The sequence below is a fragment of the Klebsiella sp. MPUS7 genome, from assembly GCF_009905335.1.
Lineage (GTDB): Bacteria > Pseudomonadota > Gammaproteobacteria > Enterobacterales > Enterobacteriaceae > Klebsiella > Klebsiella grimontii.
The window spans coordinates 5,572,707-5,589,604 of sequence record NZ_CP047604.1; the positions used below are offsets into that span (position 1 = coordinate 5,572,707).

15 protein-coding genes are annotated in these 16,898 nt (G+C 55.9%); 1 reads left to right on the top strand and 14 read right to left on the bottom strand.

The genetic code is table 11. The features are described from left to right. Window positions 1-238: 238 nt before the first annotated feature. The 14 genes from wecG to trxA all read right to left on the bottom strand — a co-directional run bounded on the left by wecG (window position 239) and on the right by trxA (window position 15,182). Window positions 239-979: a lipopolysaccharide N-acetylmannosaminouronosyltransferase gene (gene wecG / locus GUC22_RS26085; protein WP_004133273.1), complete on the bottom strand. Its 741-nt coding sequence runs from the start codon at window positions 977-979 to the stop codon at window positions 239-241. 11 nt (window positions 980-990) lie between these two features. Then, window positions 991-2,337, bottom strand: a complete 1,347-nt coding sequence (gene wzyE / locus GUC22_RS26090; RefSeq protein ID WP_154932940.1) for an ECA oligosaccharide polymerase — start codon at window positions 2,335-2,337, stop codon at window positions 991-993. Beyond that, window positions 2,334-3,413: a TDP-N-acetylfucosamine:lipid II N-acetylfucosaminyltransferase gene (locus tag GUC22_RS26095; RefSeq protein WP_024360627.1), complete on the bottom strand. Its 1,080-nt coding sequence runs from the start codon at window positions 3,411-3,413 to the stop codon at window positions 2,334-2,336. The genes wzyE and GUC22_RS26095 overlap by 4 nt, the downstream gene beginning before the upstream one ends. Next, window positions 3,410-4,660, bottom strand: a complete 1,251-nt coding sequence (wzxE, locus tag GUC22_RS26100) for a lipid III flippase WzxE (protein ID WP_049086028.1) — start codon at window positions 4,658-4,660, stop codon at window positions 3,410-3,412. The genes GUC22_RS26095 and wzxE overlap by 4 nt, the downstream gene beginning before the upstream one ends. Window position 4,661: 1 nt before the next feature. Further along, window positions 4,662-5,792 (bottom strand): dTDP-4-amino-4,6-dideoxygalactose transaminase, encoded by a 1,131-nt coding sequence (gene rffA / locus GUC22_RS26105; RefSeq protein WP_024360629.1) that lies wholly within the window; start codon window positions 5,790-5,792, stop codon window positions 4,662-4,664. 4 nt (window positions 5,793-5,796) lie between these two features. Further along, window positions 5,797-6,471, bottom strand: coding sequence for a dTDP-4-amino-4,6-dideoxy-D-galactose acyltransferase (gene rffC / locus GUC22_RS26110; protein WP_049086029.1), 675 nt, complete (start codon window positions 6,469-6,471; stop codon window positions 5,797-5,799). Next, on the bottom strand, window positions 6,449-7,330 hold the full coding sequence (gene rfbA / locus GUC22_RS26115) for a glucose-1-phosphate thymidylyltransferase RfbA (RefSeq protein WP_004133281.1): 882 nt from the start codon (window positions 7,328-7,330) through the stop codon (window positions 6,449-6,451). Before rfbA ends, rffC begins: the two co-directional genes overlap by 23 nt. An 18-nt stretch (window positions 7,331-7,348) precedes the next feature. Then, window positions 7,349-8,416 carry a dTDP-glucose 4,6-dehydratase gene (rffG, locus tag GUC22_RS26120; RefSeq protein WP_049086030.1) on the bottom strand — a complete coding sequence of 356 codons (1,068 nt, stop codon included), beginning with the start codon at window positions 8,414-8,416 and terminating at the stop codon, window positions 7,349-7,351. Next, a complete protein-coding gene (gene wecC / locus GUC22_RS26125; RefSeq protein WP_004133284.1) occupies window positions 8,413-9,675 on the bottom strand; it encodes a UDP-N-acetyl-D-mannosamine dehydrogenase in 1,263 nt (420 codons plus the stop codon). Before wecC ends, rffG begins: the two co-directional genes overlap by 4 nt. Then, window positions 9,672-10,802 carry a non-hydrolyzing UDP-N-acetylglucosamine 2-epimerase gene (wecB, locus tag GUC22_RS26130; RefSeq protein ID WP_024360631.1) on the bottom strand — a complete coding sequence of 377 codons (1,131 nt, stop codon included), beginning with the start codon at window positions 10,800-10,802 and terminating at the stop codon, window positions 9,672-9,674. The genes wecC and wecB overlap by 4 nt, the downstream gene beginning before the upstream one ends. A 56-nt stretch (window positions 10,803-10,858) precedes the next feature. Continuing rightward, the gene (gene wzzE, locus GUC22_RS26135; protein WP_064342049.1) at window positions 10,859-11,905 is read right to left on the bottom strand and encodes an ECA polysaccharide chain length modulation protein; all 1,047 of its coding nucleotides are present in this window, start codon (window positions 11,903-11,905) and stop codon (window positions 10,859-10,861) included. A 21-nt stretch (window positions 11,906-11,926) separates the two neighbouring features. Then, window positions 11,927-13,021, bottom strand: coding sequence for a UDP-N-acetylglucosamine--undecaprenyl-phosphate N-acetylglucosaminephosphotransferase (gene wecA / locus GUC22_RS26140; protein ID WP_004127391.1), 1,095 nt, complete (start codon window positions 13,019-13,021; stop codon window positions 11,927-11,929). 242 nt (window positions 13,022-13,263) lie between these two features. After that, the gene (gene rho, locus GUC22_RS26145) at window positions 13,264-14,523 is read right to left on the bottom strand and encodes a transcription termination factor Rho (protein WP_002883293.1); all 1,260 of its coding nucleotides are present in this window, start codon (window positions 14,521-14,523) and stop codon (window positions 13,264-13,266) included. A gap of 329 nt (window positions 14,524-14,852) precedes the next feature. After that, entirely contained in the window at window positions 14,853-15,182 is a 330-nt protein-coding gene (gene trxA, locus GUC22_RS26150) for a thioredoxin TrxA (protein WP_004097507.1), read from the bottom strand. 341 nt (window positions 15,183-15,523) lie between these two features. On the opposite strand from trxA, the gene rhlB reads away from it, so the two are divergent. After that, window positions 15,524-16,789, top strand: coding sequence for an ATP-dependent RNA helicase RhlB (gene rhlB, locus GUC22_RS26155; protein ID WP_024360632.1), 1,266 nt, complete (start codon window positions 15,524-15,526; stop codon window positions 16,787-16,789). Window positions 16,790-16,898 lie beyond the last annotated feature (109 nt).

Here is a 16,898-nt window from a genome sequence, read left to right on the forward strand (position 1 = left end):
AACCTCTTGTGTTTGCCCTGCTCCGGGTTTAAGCGCATCCCAACCAGGATGTGTCTATACCGGTTATTTTTATGAATGAATAAAATGGAATAGCCCTGCCTGCGCGACGGTAAACTGACCGTCGCGTTTTAAGCATGCGAATGGTTAATGAATTTGAGGGAAATGGCAAATAAAGTATCAGGCGAGTGAAGACATTACACAGAATACCCAGGTAAACCCGCCCGCTTGCAGTGGAATGTCACAGCTTACCGGTGTAATACCAGCGTAAATAGCGCAGCAGGCGCGCCTGCCTTTTTATGCGGCTCGGCTGCGAAACCAGTCGATAGAACCACTCCAGACCCAGGTCCTGCCAGAACTTCGGCGCCCGCTGCACGTGGCCGGTAAAGACGTCGTAGGTACCGCCCACGCCCATATACAGCGCCTGCGGATAAACGTCCCGACAGTCGCGCATCAGGATTTCCTGACGCGGCGAGCCCATCGCCACCGTGACGATCTTCGCCCCGCTATCGCGGATACGCTCAAATAGCGCCTGACGCTGGTCAGCGGCAAAATAGCCGTCCTGGCTTCCAACGATATTCACATTCCAGCGCTGGCGAAGCTGCTGCTCCGTTTGCGCCAGTACCTCGGGCTTGCCGCCGATCAGAAATACCGGCGTTCCCTGAGCGCCTGCGCGCGCCATCAGGGCTTCCCATAAATCCGCGCCGGCGACGCGCGACACTTGCGACTGAGGATATTTTTTACGTAATGAGCGAACTACGCTGATGCCGTCAGCGTATTTGAATTCTGCGGCTTCGATCAGCGCCCGAACGTCGGGGCTGTCTTCTACCGCCAGCATCTTCTCTGCATTAATCGCCACCAGCGTCCCCGTACGGATCTCGCCGTCGGCGTACAGATAATCCAGAGCGTGTTGCATATCGCGCCAACCAATGAGTTGTAGCCCTCTCAGCAGATACAACGGCGCGGATGTGGTCTCAGTCATGTACACCCTTATCAGACTTGAGGTTGCGTCAGCGGTTTAGCCCGCTTGTGAATCAGCCCCACGCTATCCAGGAACCAGTACAGCAGTTTTGCCGCCAGCAGGCAGAACCCAAAGATGACGAGGAAAAAAACCACGCGGGAACCAAATGAATCCAGCCCTTCACGCGCCAGCACGATCATGTTGAAGATAGCGCCAAAACAGAAACTGTGCAGGATCGCCGCTTTATAGCGGTTCGTCTCCCGGTTGCCAAGCTCGTACAGCCAGTCAAACCATTTAATGATCAGCCCAACCGCTACCGCTCCCAGCGGCACGAACCAGACGCCTCCCATCACCACCAGCGAGCCAATCAGGGTCGGCGAAATCGCCAGGCCAGAATGGTTATTCAGCACGTCCCAGGTGAAATAGTTCGCGGTATTGAGCACCATTGTCGGTCGACCGTGCCACAACCAGCTGGGGATAAAGACATAGAAATCCCGGACGATGGGCGCCAGTCCCTGAAACTCAATCTTGTCGTAGTTTTGCAGCAGCAGGGCCAGGTTCTCCCACGGCGAGAAGGTGTCGCGGGTCAGATAGAGGAAAGTATAAAACGCCTCATCGCCGCTGACGTTCATACCGTAGCGTTTGAGGGCCAGCCAGAACATACCGACGATGCCCAGCACGCCCGCCGCCGCCAGCATCCACAGGCTGATCCAGCCGCGAATGATGCCGATAAACAGGAAAATGGCAAAAGCGATGATAATATTCGCCCGGGTGCCGCCAACGATGGCGTAGGTCAGCAGGCCAAAGGCGACGGTGCTAACGAGGAAGAATATCCACGCTTTATAATCCTGACGCAGAAAATAGACCACCAGCATTGCCGGGATGAAAAAGTAGAAGAAGCGCTTTAGCGCCACGCCGGAAACTTCGCTGGAGAAGATCTGGCTATAGGAGTTGAGCTTGAATAGCAGAAATCCGTTGTGCGCAAAGAAGATGCCGACGCAGAGCAGCGCCAGCCCCAGTAAAATGCCCCAGGTCAGATGGGTCTCCACGCGATTCATCGTAAACAGCGGACGATGCGAATGGCCGCGCGTCGCCGAGCGTAGCCGCGTTTTGTAGGTGGCATAGTAAACCGCATAAAAACAGACGGAAACCAACAGGGTTTGCAGCAGAATTTCCGGCGGGGCGACCGCGACGTCAAAGCGAAACACCAGAATACTGGTCAGCGGGAAGCCAAAGAAAAAGGTCAGCAGAAACAGCAGCGAGAAAAAAACGTTGAAGTTGAAGCGCACGCGACGAAATTCAAAGTACGTGGCGGTGGCGATAAAAAGCGTCGACAGCAGCCAGACCAGCAGCAGCCCGCTAAATTGCATTAATGTCATGCGTCCACCCCCGCGGCAATCCGCAACGCTCGTCGCCAGCCCGTCAGATAATTCGGACGGAAGAAGGCGATCTGATTTTTATCCACGCCGGCCAGCTGGCGCTGTGCTTCACGCACAACGCTCACGTCCAGCGCATCGCGGGTAAAGAGTACCGGAATATGCTGCTCCGACATATCCTGCCAGAAGGGATTATCCCGATTCAGCACGCAAGGGATCCCCGCCTGAATCAGCAGGCATAGCGTGCCGATACCCTGCTGGCGGGCAAACAGGAAGTAGCCCAGATCGCAGCGGCGCAGCAGCGCAAGATAATCATCAAACGCCAGCTTGTCGCTCAATACCTGGAGATGCTGTGGGCTGAACAGAGCCGCGCCGGCCTCGCGAACTTCGTTAATGTAGTCGCTATTATTGGCCGGATAGCCCATCGGCACGACAACGTTAACCGTATCGCCAAACTGCTGGCGAATCGCGCGCAGCGCCGCGATATGCTCGTTGCTGCGGTCGCCGGAATTACCCACCAGGATAGTCAGCGTGTCGCCGCGCGGGGCGCTATCGGCGAGCGAATTCAGCGCCGGATCCATGCGGGTCGGGAAGTAGAGCAGCTCACCCGGCACGCCCGAATGGCGGGCGGCGAACCAGCTCAGATCGCCGCGGGTAGCAAACACGCGCCCTACCCGGCCCTGCGCCATGCGCCGCAGGGGATAAAACAGACGAAACTTCAGGCTGGCGGAGTTCTCATACAGGTCCGCTCCCCAGATATGCCAGTTAAACTGCGCCGGGCGGATCCCGCCGCTGAGCAGCGCCAGCCACAGGCCGGTATTGAACTGGCCGTGAAAGAAAAAGCGCTGCTGCCGGTTCGCTTTTGCCAGCGCGATAACCGCCTGCGCCAGCGACTTTTTCCCCGGATAACAGCTGATGGAGAGCGCGGGATAGGCTGCGCGGATCCCTGTCTCCTCACCGACGACCATAAATATACGCGCCTGCTCGTCATCGACGGCCAGCTCATCATTAAAGAACCGCAGCACGGTCTGGTTGTGGTGCGGGATATCCGATCCCAGTACATGTATCAGTGCTGTCATGCCCGTTTACGCCAAAGTAAAAACACGCCGCTACAGAGAGCGAAATAAACAATATAAGTAGCCATATACGCCTGCGCCGCGCCGATTGCGCCATGCACCGGGATAAGCCAGTGCGAGAATGCGGTCAACAGCGCGAACTGGCTGATTTCCGTCAAAATATAAAAACGCAGCGAGGCTTTGGCGATCACCAGATAGCCATAGACGTACGCCCCCACCTTCAGTACATCGCCCACCAGTTGCCAGGCAAACAGGTCGCGCATCGCCGTGAAACGATCGGAAAAAAGTAGCCAGATAGCGAAATCGCGCAGCAGCCACACCGTTAAGCTTGCTGCCGCCACCGCCGGGAGAACAAATTTTAACGCTTTGCCAATTTCGCGGGTGATATCCGCTTTCGCCGTTAGCCGGGACAATGTCGGTAACAGATAAACGCTAAATGAGGCGGTAATAAACTGCAGATAGGCGTCGGAAATGCTGCTCACCCCTTGCCAGATCCCCACCGCGTCCCAACCATAATGGGCCGCCAGCAGGTTACGCATCATCACGTAGGCGACCGGCAGCGTCACCGAGGTAATCAGCGCCATCAGGGTAAATTTGGACAGCTGCCCCGCCAGGCCGTTGTCCCAACGCGGGCGCAGCGCGCTCAGCGGAATATTACCGCGTCGCCACAGTACGAAGGCCGCTGGCACCACCACCAGCGCGGGTACCAGCGCCAGTCCCAGCAATGCGCCCTGGTAGCCGCCGAAACGGTAGCAGGCATAGTACGCCGCCACGCCAATCAGGCTCCCGGCGATAAGCGACAGCGCATTGCCCGCCGCATCGCGAAAACCTTTCATCAGCGCTAACAGGAAATTCGCCCAGGCGATCCCCATCTGCACCAGGGCCACCAGCCGCACCAGGTTCTGATATTGCTGATGGCCGAACAGCCCCTGGCTAATTGGCGCGGCCGCCAGCAGGAAGATCAGCGCCAGCAGGGTGGAGAAACCCAGTACCATCGCCGAAGCGGTGCCAACGACGTTGTACAACTGCCGGCGATCGTCATGATGCTGGGCTACCAGCTTAGTGACGCCGTTAAATATCCCGGCCCCCGCCAGTACGCCAAGTACGGTCACCAGCTGGCGGAAGTTACCCGCCTGCCCTACCCCTGCCGGGCCGAACGACACGGCCAGCAGCTTAACCACCAGCAGACCGGCGCCGATTTTGACCAGCGTGGACGCCGCGGTCCACAGAGACGCTTTTGCCAGCGACATATCAGGAGAAATAGCTCAGCAGCGAGTTAATTACCGTGCGCTGGTTGACGTTCGACAGGTTGTAGAATAACGGCAGACGCAGCAGGCGTTCGCTCTCCTGAGTGGTGTAGCGATCCGTCCCGTGGAACTCGCCGAAGGTTTCTCCGGCCGGGCAGCTGTGCAGCGGGATATAGTGGAACACCGCCAGAATCTCCGCCTCTTTCAGCCAGGCGATCAGCTTGCTGCGATCGTCAATATCGCGCAGCTTGATATAGAACATGTGCGCATTTTGCCCGCAGTCGGCAGGAACGATCGGCAGATCGATACGTCCAGCCCGCGCCAGCGGCAGCAGGGCATCGTAGTAGTTCTGCCACAGCGCCAGGCGCTGCTGGTTAATCCGCTCCGCCGCTTCCAGTTGCGCCCACAGGTAGGCGGCCTGTAAATCGGACATCAGATAGCTGGAGCCGATATCGCGCCAGGTATATTTATCCACCAGACCACGGAAAAACTGGCTGCGGTTGGTGCCTTTTTCACGAATGATCTCTGCGCGCTCGATCAGCTTGCGATCGTTAATCAGCGTCGCGCCGCCTTCACCGCCCGCGGTGTAGTTTTTGGTTTCATGGAAGCTGAAGCAGCCAATATGGCCGATAGTGCCGAGCGCCCGACCTTTATAAGTCGACATCACGCCCTGAGCGGCATCCTCCACCACAAACAGATTATGCTTGCTGGCGATAGCCATAATGGTGTCCATCTCGCAGGCCACGCCGGCGTAGTGGACCGGCACAATCGCGCGGGTTTTCTCGGTAATGGCCGCTTCAATCAGCGTTTCATCAATATTCATGGTATCGCGACGAATATCAACGAAGACGATTTTCGCGCCGCGCAGCACAAAGGCGTTGGCGGTGGAGACGAAGGTATAACTCGGCATAATCACTTCATCGCCCGGCTGGATGTCCAGCAGCAGCGCTGCCATCTCCAGCGAAGCGGTGCAGGACGGCGTCAGCAGCGCTTTGGCGGTGCCGAAACGCTGCTCCATCCACTGCTGACAGCGGCGGGTAAAACCGCCATCGCCGCACAGCTTGCCGCTGCCCATCGCGGACTGCATATAATCAAGTTCGGTTCCCACCACCGGCGGCGCGTTAAATGGAATCATCATGTCACCTGTATAACCAGTACGCGGTGCTTTCGATATTCGCACCGCTAAGAATGTAACGTTTAAGCGCGGCGGTGTTGCCCATCTGGGTCGCCACCCGCAGTGTCGTCAGCCCACGCAGCGCGGCCCAGCGCTGGGCTGCCTGCATTAATTCCACTCCGGCGCCGCGTCCGGCCAGCAGGCCAATCCTCGCCTCGCGCTCGCTGAGTTGGCGCAGGGAGACAAACGCGCGAATATCACCATCAGGGGCGCGAAACACCAGACACTGATGATCGAAAGTTCCGCGCACCGCATTTTCAATCCACTGGGCATAGAAACGACCGCTGGCATCGGCTGCGTACCAGGGGGCACGAAAACGGCTCTGCGCAAAGGCCAGCGCCGCCAGCTCGCGCAGCCGGGGGATATCCACCTCGGTCGCCGGCTCGGCGCCGCTATCATCAGAAGCCGCAGGCGAAAGCGCGAGATCGACCTCGCCCTCCACCAGCCGGAAGCCCAATGCCTGCAGTGCGTCCAGACGCGCGACATCATCCGCCGCGACTTTCGCCTGCACCCGCGACCATCCGGCCAGCGCTTGCGCCGTCAGCGGCGGCGCATCGTCGCCAAAGCGTACGATAGCGCTATTGACGCCGAAGAAGCGGTTTTCCCATTCAAGGGGTTTAATACTGGCGCGGACGGGCACGGAGTAAATCCAGTAAGTATTGGCCGTAGCCAGTTTTTTCCAGCCGTTTCGCCGCGCGCTTTACGCCGTCGTCGTCCAGCCAGCCGTTGCGCCAGGCGATCTCTTCCAGGCAGGCAATCTTGAAACCCTGACGTTTTTCCACCGTTTGCACAAACATGCTGGCCTCGATCAGGCTATCGTGCGTGCCGGTGTCGAGCCAGGCAAAACCGCGGCCCAGCAACTCAACCGTCAGCGCGCCATCGTCGAGATACATTTGATTGATGGAGGTGATCTCCAACTCGCCGCGCGCCGAGGGTTTAACCCGTTTCGCGTATTCCGCGACTTTACCGTCGTAGAAATAGAGGCCGGTTACCGCCCAGTTGGATTTGGGCTGCTTTGGCTTCTCCTCCAGCGAAATCGCGCGGAAATCGTCATCAAACTCCACCACGCCAAAGCGTTCCGGGTCCATCACCTGATAGCCGAACACCGTCGCCCCGGTCATGCGGGCCGCGACGCTACGCAGCTTCGGACTAAACCCCTGGCCGAAAAAGATGTTATCGCCCAGCACCAGACATGATGGTTCACCGTTGAGAAAAGCCTCTCCAATGATAAAAGCCTGCGCCAGCCCGTCCGGGCTTGGCTGTGCGGCGTAGCTTAGCTGCACGCCGAACTCCGAACCATCACCAAGCAGTCGTTGGAAATCACGCTGGTCATCCGGAGTGGTAATGATCAACACTTCGCGGATCCCGGCCAGCATCAGCACCGAGAGCGGATAGTAGATCATCGGCTTGTCGTAGATAGGTAGCAGCTGTTTTGAGACGCCGCGCGTGATCGGATGCAGACGTGTCCCCGATCCGCCTGCCAGAATAATACCTTTCATTTTTCCCCCCTCAAGCGCTCAGCCATGCAGCCCCAGGCGTTCACCCTGATAGCTGCCGTCCAGCACCTGCCGCCACCAGGATTCATTGGCCAGATACCACGCAACCGTTTTGCGCATCCCGCTGGTAAACGTTTCATTCGGCGTCCAGCCCAGCTCCCGCTCTATTTTCGTCGCGTCAATGGCATAGCGTAGGTCGTGGCCGGGACGGTCGGCAACAAAAGTGATGAGATCGCGATAGCGCGCCAGGCCATTCGGCTTGTGCGGCGCCAGCTCTTCCAGCAGATCGCAAATGGTTTCTACCACCTCGATATTCTTCCGTTCATTATGGCCGCCAATATTATACGTTTCGCCCGGCTCACCGCGCGTTGCTACCTGATAGAGCGCCCTGGCGTGATCTTCAACGAACAGCCAGTCGCGAATCTGCTCGCCATTGCCATAAACCGGCAGCGCTTTACCCGCCAGCGCATTCAGGATGGTCAGCGGGATCAGTTTTTCCGGGAAGTGATACGGCCCGTAGTTATTCGAGCAGTTGGTCACCAACGTTGGCAGTCCGTAGGTGCGCTGCCAGGCCCGTACCAGATGATCGCTGCTGGCTTTCGAGGCTGAATAGGGACTGCTGGGCGCATAAGGCGTGGTTTCGGTAAAAAACGCGCCGCTATCGTGCAGATCGCCATAGACCTCATCCGTTGAGATATGGTGGAAGCGAAAGACCGATTTTTTTTCGTTCCCCAGCGTATTCCAGTAAGCACGCGCCGCTTCAAGCAGCGTATAGGTACCGACAATGTTGGTTTCGATAAACGACGCCGGACCATCAATAGAGCGGTCGACGTGGCTTTCGGCGGCCAGATGCATCACGATATCGGGCTGATAGTGGTGGAAGACACGGTCCAGTTCGGCACGATCGCAGATATCCACCTGTTCAAAGGCGAAACGCGGATCCCCGGCAACAGGCGCCAGCGACATCAGATTTCCGGCGTAGGTCAGCTTATCAACCACCACTACGTTATCAGTAGTTGCAGTGATGATTTCGCGCGCCACCGCCGAACCGATAAATCCCGCGCCACCGGTGACCAGAATCGTGCTCACCGCCACACCCCTTTGGTATCGACGATAAACTGCTGGCTAACGCTATCCCCGCCGACCGCTTTAAATTCCTTGTGATCGACCAGCATCACCAGCACATCGGCGCTCGCCAGCGCTTCGTCCAGCGTCGCCAGAGCGCACAGTCCGTCGAGCTTTTTCGGCAGATGATGAATATTTGGCTCAACGACCAGGGTTTCGCCGCCGTGCCAGCGGGCGATTTGCGCGGCGATAGCCATTGCCGGGCTTTCGCGCAGGTCATCAATATTCGGCTTAAACGCGAGGCCAAAGCAGGCGATTTTTAGCTCGCTGGCGCGTTTGTTGCTCACCGCGAGGCAGTCGGCGACTCGCGCTTTCACCTGGTCGATTACCCATTCTGGTTTGTGATCGTTAACTTCACGCGCGGTCCGGATAAGCCGAGCCTGCTGCGGATTCTGCGCCACGATAAACCACGGGTCGACCGCGATACAGTGGCCGCCAACGCCCGGGCCCGGCTGAAGAATATTGACCCGCGGATGACGATTCGCCAGGCGAATCAGTTCCCAGACGTTAATCCCCTGATCGGCGCAAATTAGCGAAAGTTCATTGGCAAAAGCGATATTAACGTCACGGAAGCTGTTTTCAGTCAGCTTGCACATCTCGGCAGTGCGCGAGTTGGTCACCACGCATTCGCCTTCAAGGAAGATTTTATACAGCTCGCTGGCGCGGGCCGAGCAAACCGGCGACATGCCGCCAATCACGCGATCGTTTTTAATCAGCTCAACCATCACCTGCCCCGGCAAAACGCGCTCCGGACAGTAGGCGATATTGACGTCGGCCGCTTCGCCAGCCTGCTGCGGGAAACTCAGATCGGGGCGCATTTCCGCCAGCCAGCCCGCCATCTGCTCGGTTGCCCCCACCGGCGACGTGGACTCAAGGATAACCAACGAGCCTTTCTTCAGCGTCGGGGCGATAGATTTCGCCGCCGATTCGACGAAAACCATATCCGGTTCGTGCAGATCTTTAAACGGCGTCGGCACCGCAATAAGATAGGCGTCGGCTGCTACCGGCGCGGTGGTGGCGCTCAGGTAGCCCTGTTCAACCGCCGTTTTGACGACGCTCGCCAGATCCGGCTCCACGATATGAATTTCTCCACGGTTAATGGTCTCCACGGCGTGTTGATTGATATCAACGCCGACCACCCGCTTTTGCCGGGAGGCGAACGCGGCAGCGGTTGGCAGGCCAATATATCCAAGGCCAATCACTGAAATGGTAGAAAAATTCATAGCGTTACCTGATTATTTTTAAGTGCAGACAAAATACGATGACACGCTTGTCCATCGCCGTACGGGTTATGCGCCCGGCTCATGGCCTGATACGCGGACTCATCTTGCAGCAAGCGCGTGACTTCATTGACGATGCGTTGGCTATCGGTGCCCACCAGGCACACGGTTCCCGCGCTGACCGCTTCCGGACGCTCGGTCATGTCACGCATCACCAGCACCGGCTTACCGAGCGATGGCGCTTCTTCCTGGATACCGCCTGAATCGGTCAGGATCAACCATGCGCGATTCATCAGCCAGACGAACGGTAGATAATCCTGTGGCTCAATAAGCATGACGTTCTCAACGTGGCCGAGAATACGCTTAACCGGCTCGCTGACGTTCGGGTTCAGATGCACCGGATAGACAATTTGTACGTCCGGATTGTTGGCGGCGATCTCCGCCAGCGCATGGCAGATTTGCTCAAAACCACGGCCAAAGCTTTCCCGACGGTGCCCGGTGACCAGAATCATCTTTTTGCCGTTGGCGAGGAAGGGATAGCGCTGAGTCAGTTCGTTGCGCAGGGCTTCATCGCTCAACACCCGGTCGCGCACCCAGAACAGCGCGTCAATAACCGTATTGCCGGTTACCGCGATCCGATTGTCGGCGATGTTTTCCCGCAGCAGGTTCTGCCGCGAGGTTTCCGTTGGCGCAAAGTGGTACGTTGCCAGATGTCCGGTCAACGTACGGTTCCCCTCTTCCGGCCATGGCGAGCTCAGATCGCCGGTACGCAGCCCGGCCTCCACATGCCCTACCGGAATGCGCTGATAAAAAGCGGCCAGGCTTGCCGCCATCGTCGTGGTGGTATCGCCATGCACCAGCACCACGTCCGGCTTAAACGACTCCAGCACCGGCTTTAAGCCCTCAAGGATGCGACAGGTAATCTCCGTCAAACCCTGCCCCGGCTGCATAATGTTAAGGTCGTATTCCGGAACAATAGAAAAAAGTTTCAACACCTGATCGAGCATCTCCCGATGCTGCGCGGTCACGCAAACTTTCGCCTCAAAATGAGGATCCTTTGCCAGCGCATGAACCAGAGGCGCCATTTTGATAGCTTCTGGTCTCGTGCCAAATACCGTTAGTACTTTCACATCGATTCTCTTCGATTAGGTGATAAAGGCTGAATGTCCTTCACCACGGGCCGCATTCACTGGACACGGCGACGCGATAACGCAACGCCTGCGCCGATGAGCGCGCCCACAATCCCCCACATCACCATCAGAAACACGCGGCGCGGGCTATCGCGTTTTACCGGTTCTTCAGGCGTTCGCAAATACCTGTAAGTCTGAAAACGCGGATCCAGGGTTGGCCCAACGTTTAATGTCGTTAGCATGGCGCGGCTTTGGTCATAATCAAGATCGTACTGCGGCCCCACCGCCTGCAGATTTTCCAGTCGGGCCTGCAGCATCGGCCGCCCCAGTAAAAACAGCTCTGAATCCGGCAGCTGGTCTGGTGGAATATCGGTTTCGCTGCGGGAGATATTGTGCTGCTGCGCGACTTTCAGCGCCTGTTCCACGCTATGCATGCGGCGATTGAAAATCTCTCGTGCCACCTCTTCCTGGCGCTTCACCTGCGCTTTCATCTGGATGGTACGCGCGGCCCAGGCGCCTTTAAGCTCGTCATTCAGATGCCCTGCCGCACGCTGGCTGGCGAAAGCCACATACTGGCGCAGCAGATTATTGGCATCCGGAGCGGTTTCCGCCGTCAGCTTCACGCTATCGTTGACGCTTTTTAGCGCATCGCCGGGCATAAACTGGATATCGTTGATCAGGTCATCCAGCAGGGCGGCATCGGCGCGAGCGTTACCCGACTGGCGCTGCTTGTAGTAGTCCGTTTGCAGCCAGAAGTCGCGGCGGGTATCCCATGACGCCTGCTGCATGATGAACTCTTTATAAGCTTCATCCATTACCGAAGGCTGATCGACCGAGACGAGATTGGCCTTGATATCGAGATTGCGTAAAAACTGCTGCTGCGAATAGTATCCCCCCAGCATGTTTACCGTTGGCCGGTCGGTAATCGCCGTCGCGCTCCACTCCTGGCGAGCAAAAAAGGTATAAACCAGAACAATCAGTGCAAAGAGCACTGCGATACCTGCTATCCAGCTTTTTCCTGCCCATAAGGCGCGAAACAGCCCGCGAATATCCAGCTCATTCTCAACGTTCACTGTTTGTGCTCCCGGTAATGGTTGAGTCATCACGTCCCCAGATTGACTTGGTTAATTAGGATTATTGCCGCTGTGTCGCCGAATTCTGCGTCTAATGCGCTTAACCATGCGCGCCACTTTCCAGGCGCGTTTAATGCAGTAGCCATAAAGAAAGAAGGCTACCAAAAAGAGTATTAACATCACCCATTCCGGCACAATGCGGGTGTATTCCGCCACCACGCCAACCAGGGCCAGCAGCGCGGCGGCCAGGGTGATCAGGACAAATGCCTGGCGGGAAGTAAAGCCGGCGCGCATGATTAAGTGATGAATATGCTGGCGGTCCGGGGAGAATGGACTCATCCCTTTACGCAGGCGACGGTACATAATCGCCACCATATCCATCAATGGGATAGCAATAATCCACAGCGCCGTGACCGGGCTAATAGGATGCGTTTTTCCCTGCGTGGTCTCCAGCAGGATCCAGATGATAGTAAAGCCAATCATGGTGCTGCCGGCATCACCCATAAAGACCTTATAGCGACGACCAAGCGCACCGAGGTTAAGTAAAATATAGGGCAAAATGGCGGCAATCATCGCAAAACACCACATCGCCAGGCTGTACTGGCCATCAAACCACAGGATGATTCCCGTTGCCGCGAAAGAGACGGAGGAGAGGCCGCCAAGCAGCCCATCGATACCATCTACCATATTGAAAGCATTGATCGCCGCCCAAACGGCGAACAGCGTGAGGAAGAAGCCAAAGGGGCCGAGCACCAGTTCCCAAGAGCCGAATATAAAACCGAGGCTACTAAGATGAAGATTACCCACCATCATCATAATGACGGCGATAGCGGCCTGAATAACGGCGCGAATTTTTACGCTGATATCAAAGCGGTCGTCCAGCGCGCCGACCAGCACAAGCACCCCGGCACACCCCAGGTATAACCTTGCATGGGGAATGTAATAATCGGCGATGGCAAACGTAAAACAAATACCTGCGAAAACTGAAATACCACCGACTAACGGAATCAAACCCTGATGCCGTTTGCGATAGTTAGGTTTATCCACCAGCCCAACTCTTTTTGCCGCCTTGCGGGCGATAAATATAAACAGGGTAGTGAATAAGAAAATACTGATTAATTCAGTAATAGCAGTGAGTAAATTCACAACGCATGTGCTCTCAGCATAGTTAATCCGGGAAGTATAACGATGATGCCTCAACTCCAGAAGGGGCAAAGCAGAACATTACAAATTTATTGTAGAAATTTTAGACTGTTAAAGCCGTCTCTGCCTGCCAGCATTCTGCACACATCATACGTTAATACCCATTTTGTTTTCCCTTGCTGGATCATACAAACCCGGAAAACAAAACGCCACGCAATAGCGTGGCGTTTTCTGGCATTTTTAACTTACGAGCGCTTCATCATGTCGAAGAAGTCATCGTTAGTTTTGGTCATCGCCAGTTTATTGATGAGGAATTCCATCGCGTCGATTTCACCCATCGGGTGAATGATTTTACGCAGGATCCACATCTTCTGCAGCTCTTCCTGAGTGGTGAGCAACTCTTCTTTACGGGTACCGGAACGGTTGTAATCGATAGCCGGGAAGACGCGTTTTTCTGCGATCTTACGAGAGAGATGAAGCTCCATGTTACCGGTGCCTTTAAACTCTTCGTAGATAACTTCGTCCATTTTAGAACCGGTATCGATCAGTGCCGTAGCGATGATGGTCAGGCTGCCGCCCTCTTCCACGTTACGCGCGGCGCCGAAGAAACGCTTCGGACGATGCAGGGCGTTGGCGTCCACACCACCGGTCAACACTTTACCGGAAGCCGGGACCACGGTGTTGTAGGCGCGCGCCAGACGGGTAATGGAGTCGAGCAGGATGATAACGTCTTTCTTATGCTCAACCAGACGCTTCGCCTTCTCGATAACCATCTCGGCAACCTGAACGTGGCGGGATGCCGGCTCGTCAAAGGTCGAAGCGACAACTTCACCTTTAACCAGACGCTGCATCTCGGTCACTTCTTCCGGACGTTCGTCGATAAGCAGTACCATCAGTACGCAATCAGGATGGTTGTACGCAATGCTCTGCGCGATGTTCTGCAGCAGCATGGTTTTACCGGCCTTCGGCGGCGCGACAATCAGACCACGCTGGCCGCGGCCGATCGGCGACGCCAGATCCAGTACGCGGGCGGTTAAGTCTTCCGTTGAGCCGTTACCACGTTCCATACGCAGACGTGAATTTGCGTGCAGCGGGGTTAAGTTCTCGAACAGAATCTTGTTACGCGCGTTTTCCGGCTTATCGTAGTTAACTTCGTTAACTTTCAACAACGCAAAGTAACGCTCACCCTCTTTAGGAGGACGAATCTTACCGGAAATGGTGTCACCAGTGCGGAGGTTGAAACGGCGGATTTGGCTGGGGGATACGTAGATGTCGTCGGGACCGGCGAGGTAGGAGCTGTCTGCTGAACGGAGGAAACCAAATCCATCCTGCAGTATCTCCAGTACGCCATCGCCAAAGATATCCTCGCCACTCTTCGAATGCTGCTTGAGGATGGCAAAAATAATATCCTGCTTACGCATACGGGCCAGGTTTTCCAGCCCCATATTTTCGCCGAGAGTAATCAGCTCAGAAACCGGCGTATTCTTTAATTCGGTAAGATTCATAATGGTGTGGGTTCTTAAACTCGGGGTAATTCTCGAACTTAATGTTGTGAATGGTATGGCAGGAACATCCATGCCTGTTAACGGCCTTCATCTCGTGTCTGTACGTTGCCTGGTCACAGGAAAGAACGCAGAACTGAAACGACTAAACGGAATGAGTGATAAGCCCGGATTATAAGCCTCACGCGCATTTTTGCGGGACGCTTTGGGTAAAACAAGATTCAAACAAAGGTATGTTTAAAACGAAGTCTGAGATTAACTTAGCACGACTCTCGCCGGGCGTCCAGAGATCCGCAAAAAATAGGAGGCTGGACGCCGGGAGAGCAAGCCGCTTACGCCAGGTTGGCGTCGAGGAACTCTTTTAACTGGCCTTTGGACAGCGCGCCAACTTTGGTCGCTGCAACTTCGCCATTTTTGAACAGCAGCAGGGTCGGGATACCGCGAATGCCGTATTTCGGCGCGGTGCCCGGGTTCTGATCGATGTTCAGTTTCGCAATGGTCAGTTTGCCCTGATACTCTTCAGCGATCTCATCCAGAATCGGGGCGATCATTTTGCACGGACCACACCACTCTGCCCAGAAATCGACGAGGGTTAGCCCGTCAGCCTTGAGTACGTCCGTGTCAAAACTGTCGTCAGTCAGGTGAATAATTTTATCGCTCATATTTAACTCCACAGGAATAAGCCTGGTGTGTTGGTGTCGCGGCCATCAACGACGTGTCGATGCTACGTTACGCACGCTGTTCTTCAGAATGCCTCTTTTATCGATCTGCGTCACAATGTCCATCATGAACTTTGCCCCGCAAAAGATAAAGCAACCCACGTTCAAACCGGCTTATCGCAGATTTGTCACCCTCGCCTCGCTTAGTAGTCTAAGCTTTCGAAGATTCGTTCAGTTGCCGCAGACGCACCTTGAATAATTTCATACATAGCCAACGAAAGGTTGACGTTATTTCACCGGATACGCTTTCTTAATGCAATAGTTAGCTGATATTCTACCACACTATGAGCAAAACACATTTAACAGAACAGAAGTTTTCCGACTTCGCCCTGCACCCGGCAGTGATTGAAGCCCTTGAAAAGAAAGGGTTTCATAATTGCACACCCATCCAGGCACTCGCCCTCCCGCTTACGCTGGAAGGTCGCGATGTCGCCGGGCAGGCGCAAACCGGTACCGGTAAAACGATGGCGTTTCTGACGTCAACGTTTCATTATCTTCTCACTCACCCGGCGATCGCTGACCGCCAGGTCAACCAGCCGCGCGCGCTGATCATGGCGCCGACGCGTGAACTGGCGGTACAGATTCATGCTGACGCCGAACCGCTGGCGCAGTCTACCGGTCTGAAGCTGGGCCTGGCATACGGCGGCGACGGCTACGATAAGCAGCTGAAAGTACTGGAAAGCGGCGTGGATATTTTGATCGGTACCACCGGTCGCCTTATCGACTACGCCAAACAGAACCATATTAACCTCGGCGCCATTCAGGTTGTCGTTCTTGACGAAGCCGATCGCATGTACGATCTCGGCTTTATTAAAGATATCCGTTGGCTGTTCCGCCGTATGCCGCCGGCGAATCAGCGCCTGAACATGCTGTTCTCAGCCACCCTTTCTTATCGCGTCCGTGAACTGGCGTTCGAACAAATGAACAACGCCGAGTACGTCGAAGTTGAGCCTGAGCAGAAAACGGGCCACCGTATTAAAGAAGAGCTGTTCTATCCTTCCAACGAAGAAAAAATGCGCCTCCTGCAGACCTTGCTTGAAGAAGAGTGGCCGGATCGCGCGATTATTTTCGCCAATACCAAGCATCGTTGTGAAGATATCTGGGGTCACCTGGCGGCGGACGGCCATCGCGTTGGCCTGTTAACCGGCGACGTCGCGCAGAAAAAACGCCTGCGCATTCTCGATGAATTTACCCGCGGCGATATCGACATTCTGGTCGCAACCGACGTTGCCGCCCGCGGTCTGCATATTCCGGCCGTTACGCACGTCTTTAACTACGACCTGCCGGACGATTGCGAAGACTACGTTCACCGTATTGGCCGTACCGGCCGCGCTGGCGCCAGCGGTCACTCCATCAGCCTGGCCTGTGAAGAGTACGCGCTGAACCTGCCGGCGATTGAAACCTATATTGGTCATTCAATTCCGGTCAGCAAATACAATTCTGACGCGCTCATGACCGAACTGCCCAGACCGCTGCGCCTCACGCGCCCGCGCCCTGGCAACGGCCCGCGTCGTAACGGTCCACCACGTAATCGTCGTCGTTCAGGTTAAAGCAATATGCCATACACAACATCATGCAAGTTGCATCAAGGCGGCAAGAGAACGAATCCCGATGAGCCTATTCTGGTAAGCGCTCCGGGAAAGAGAACGCGGCCAGCGC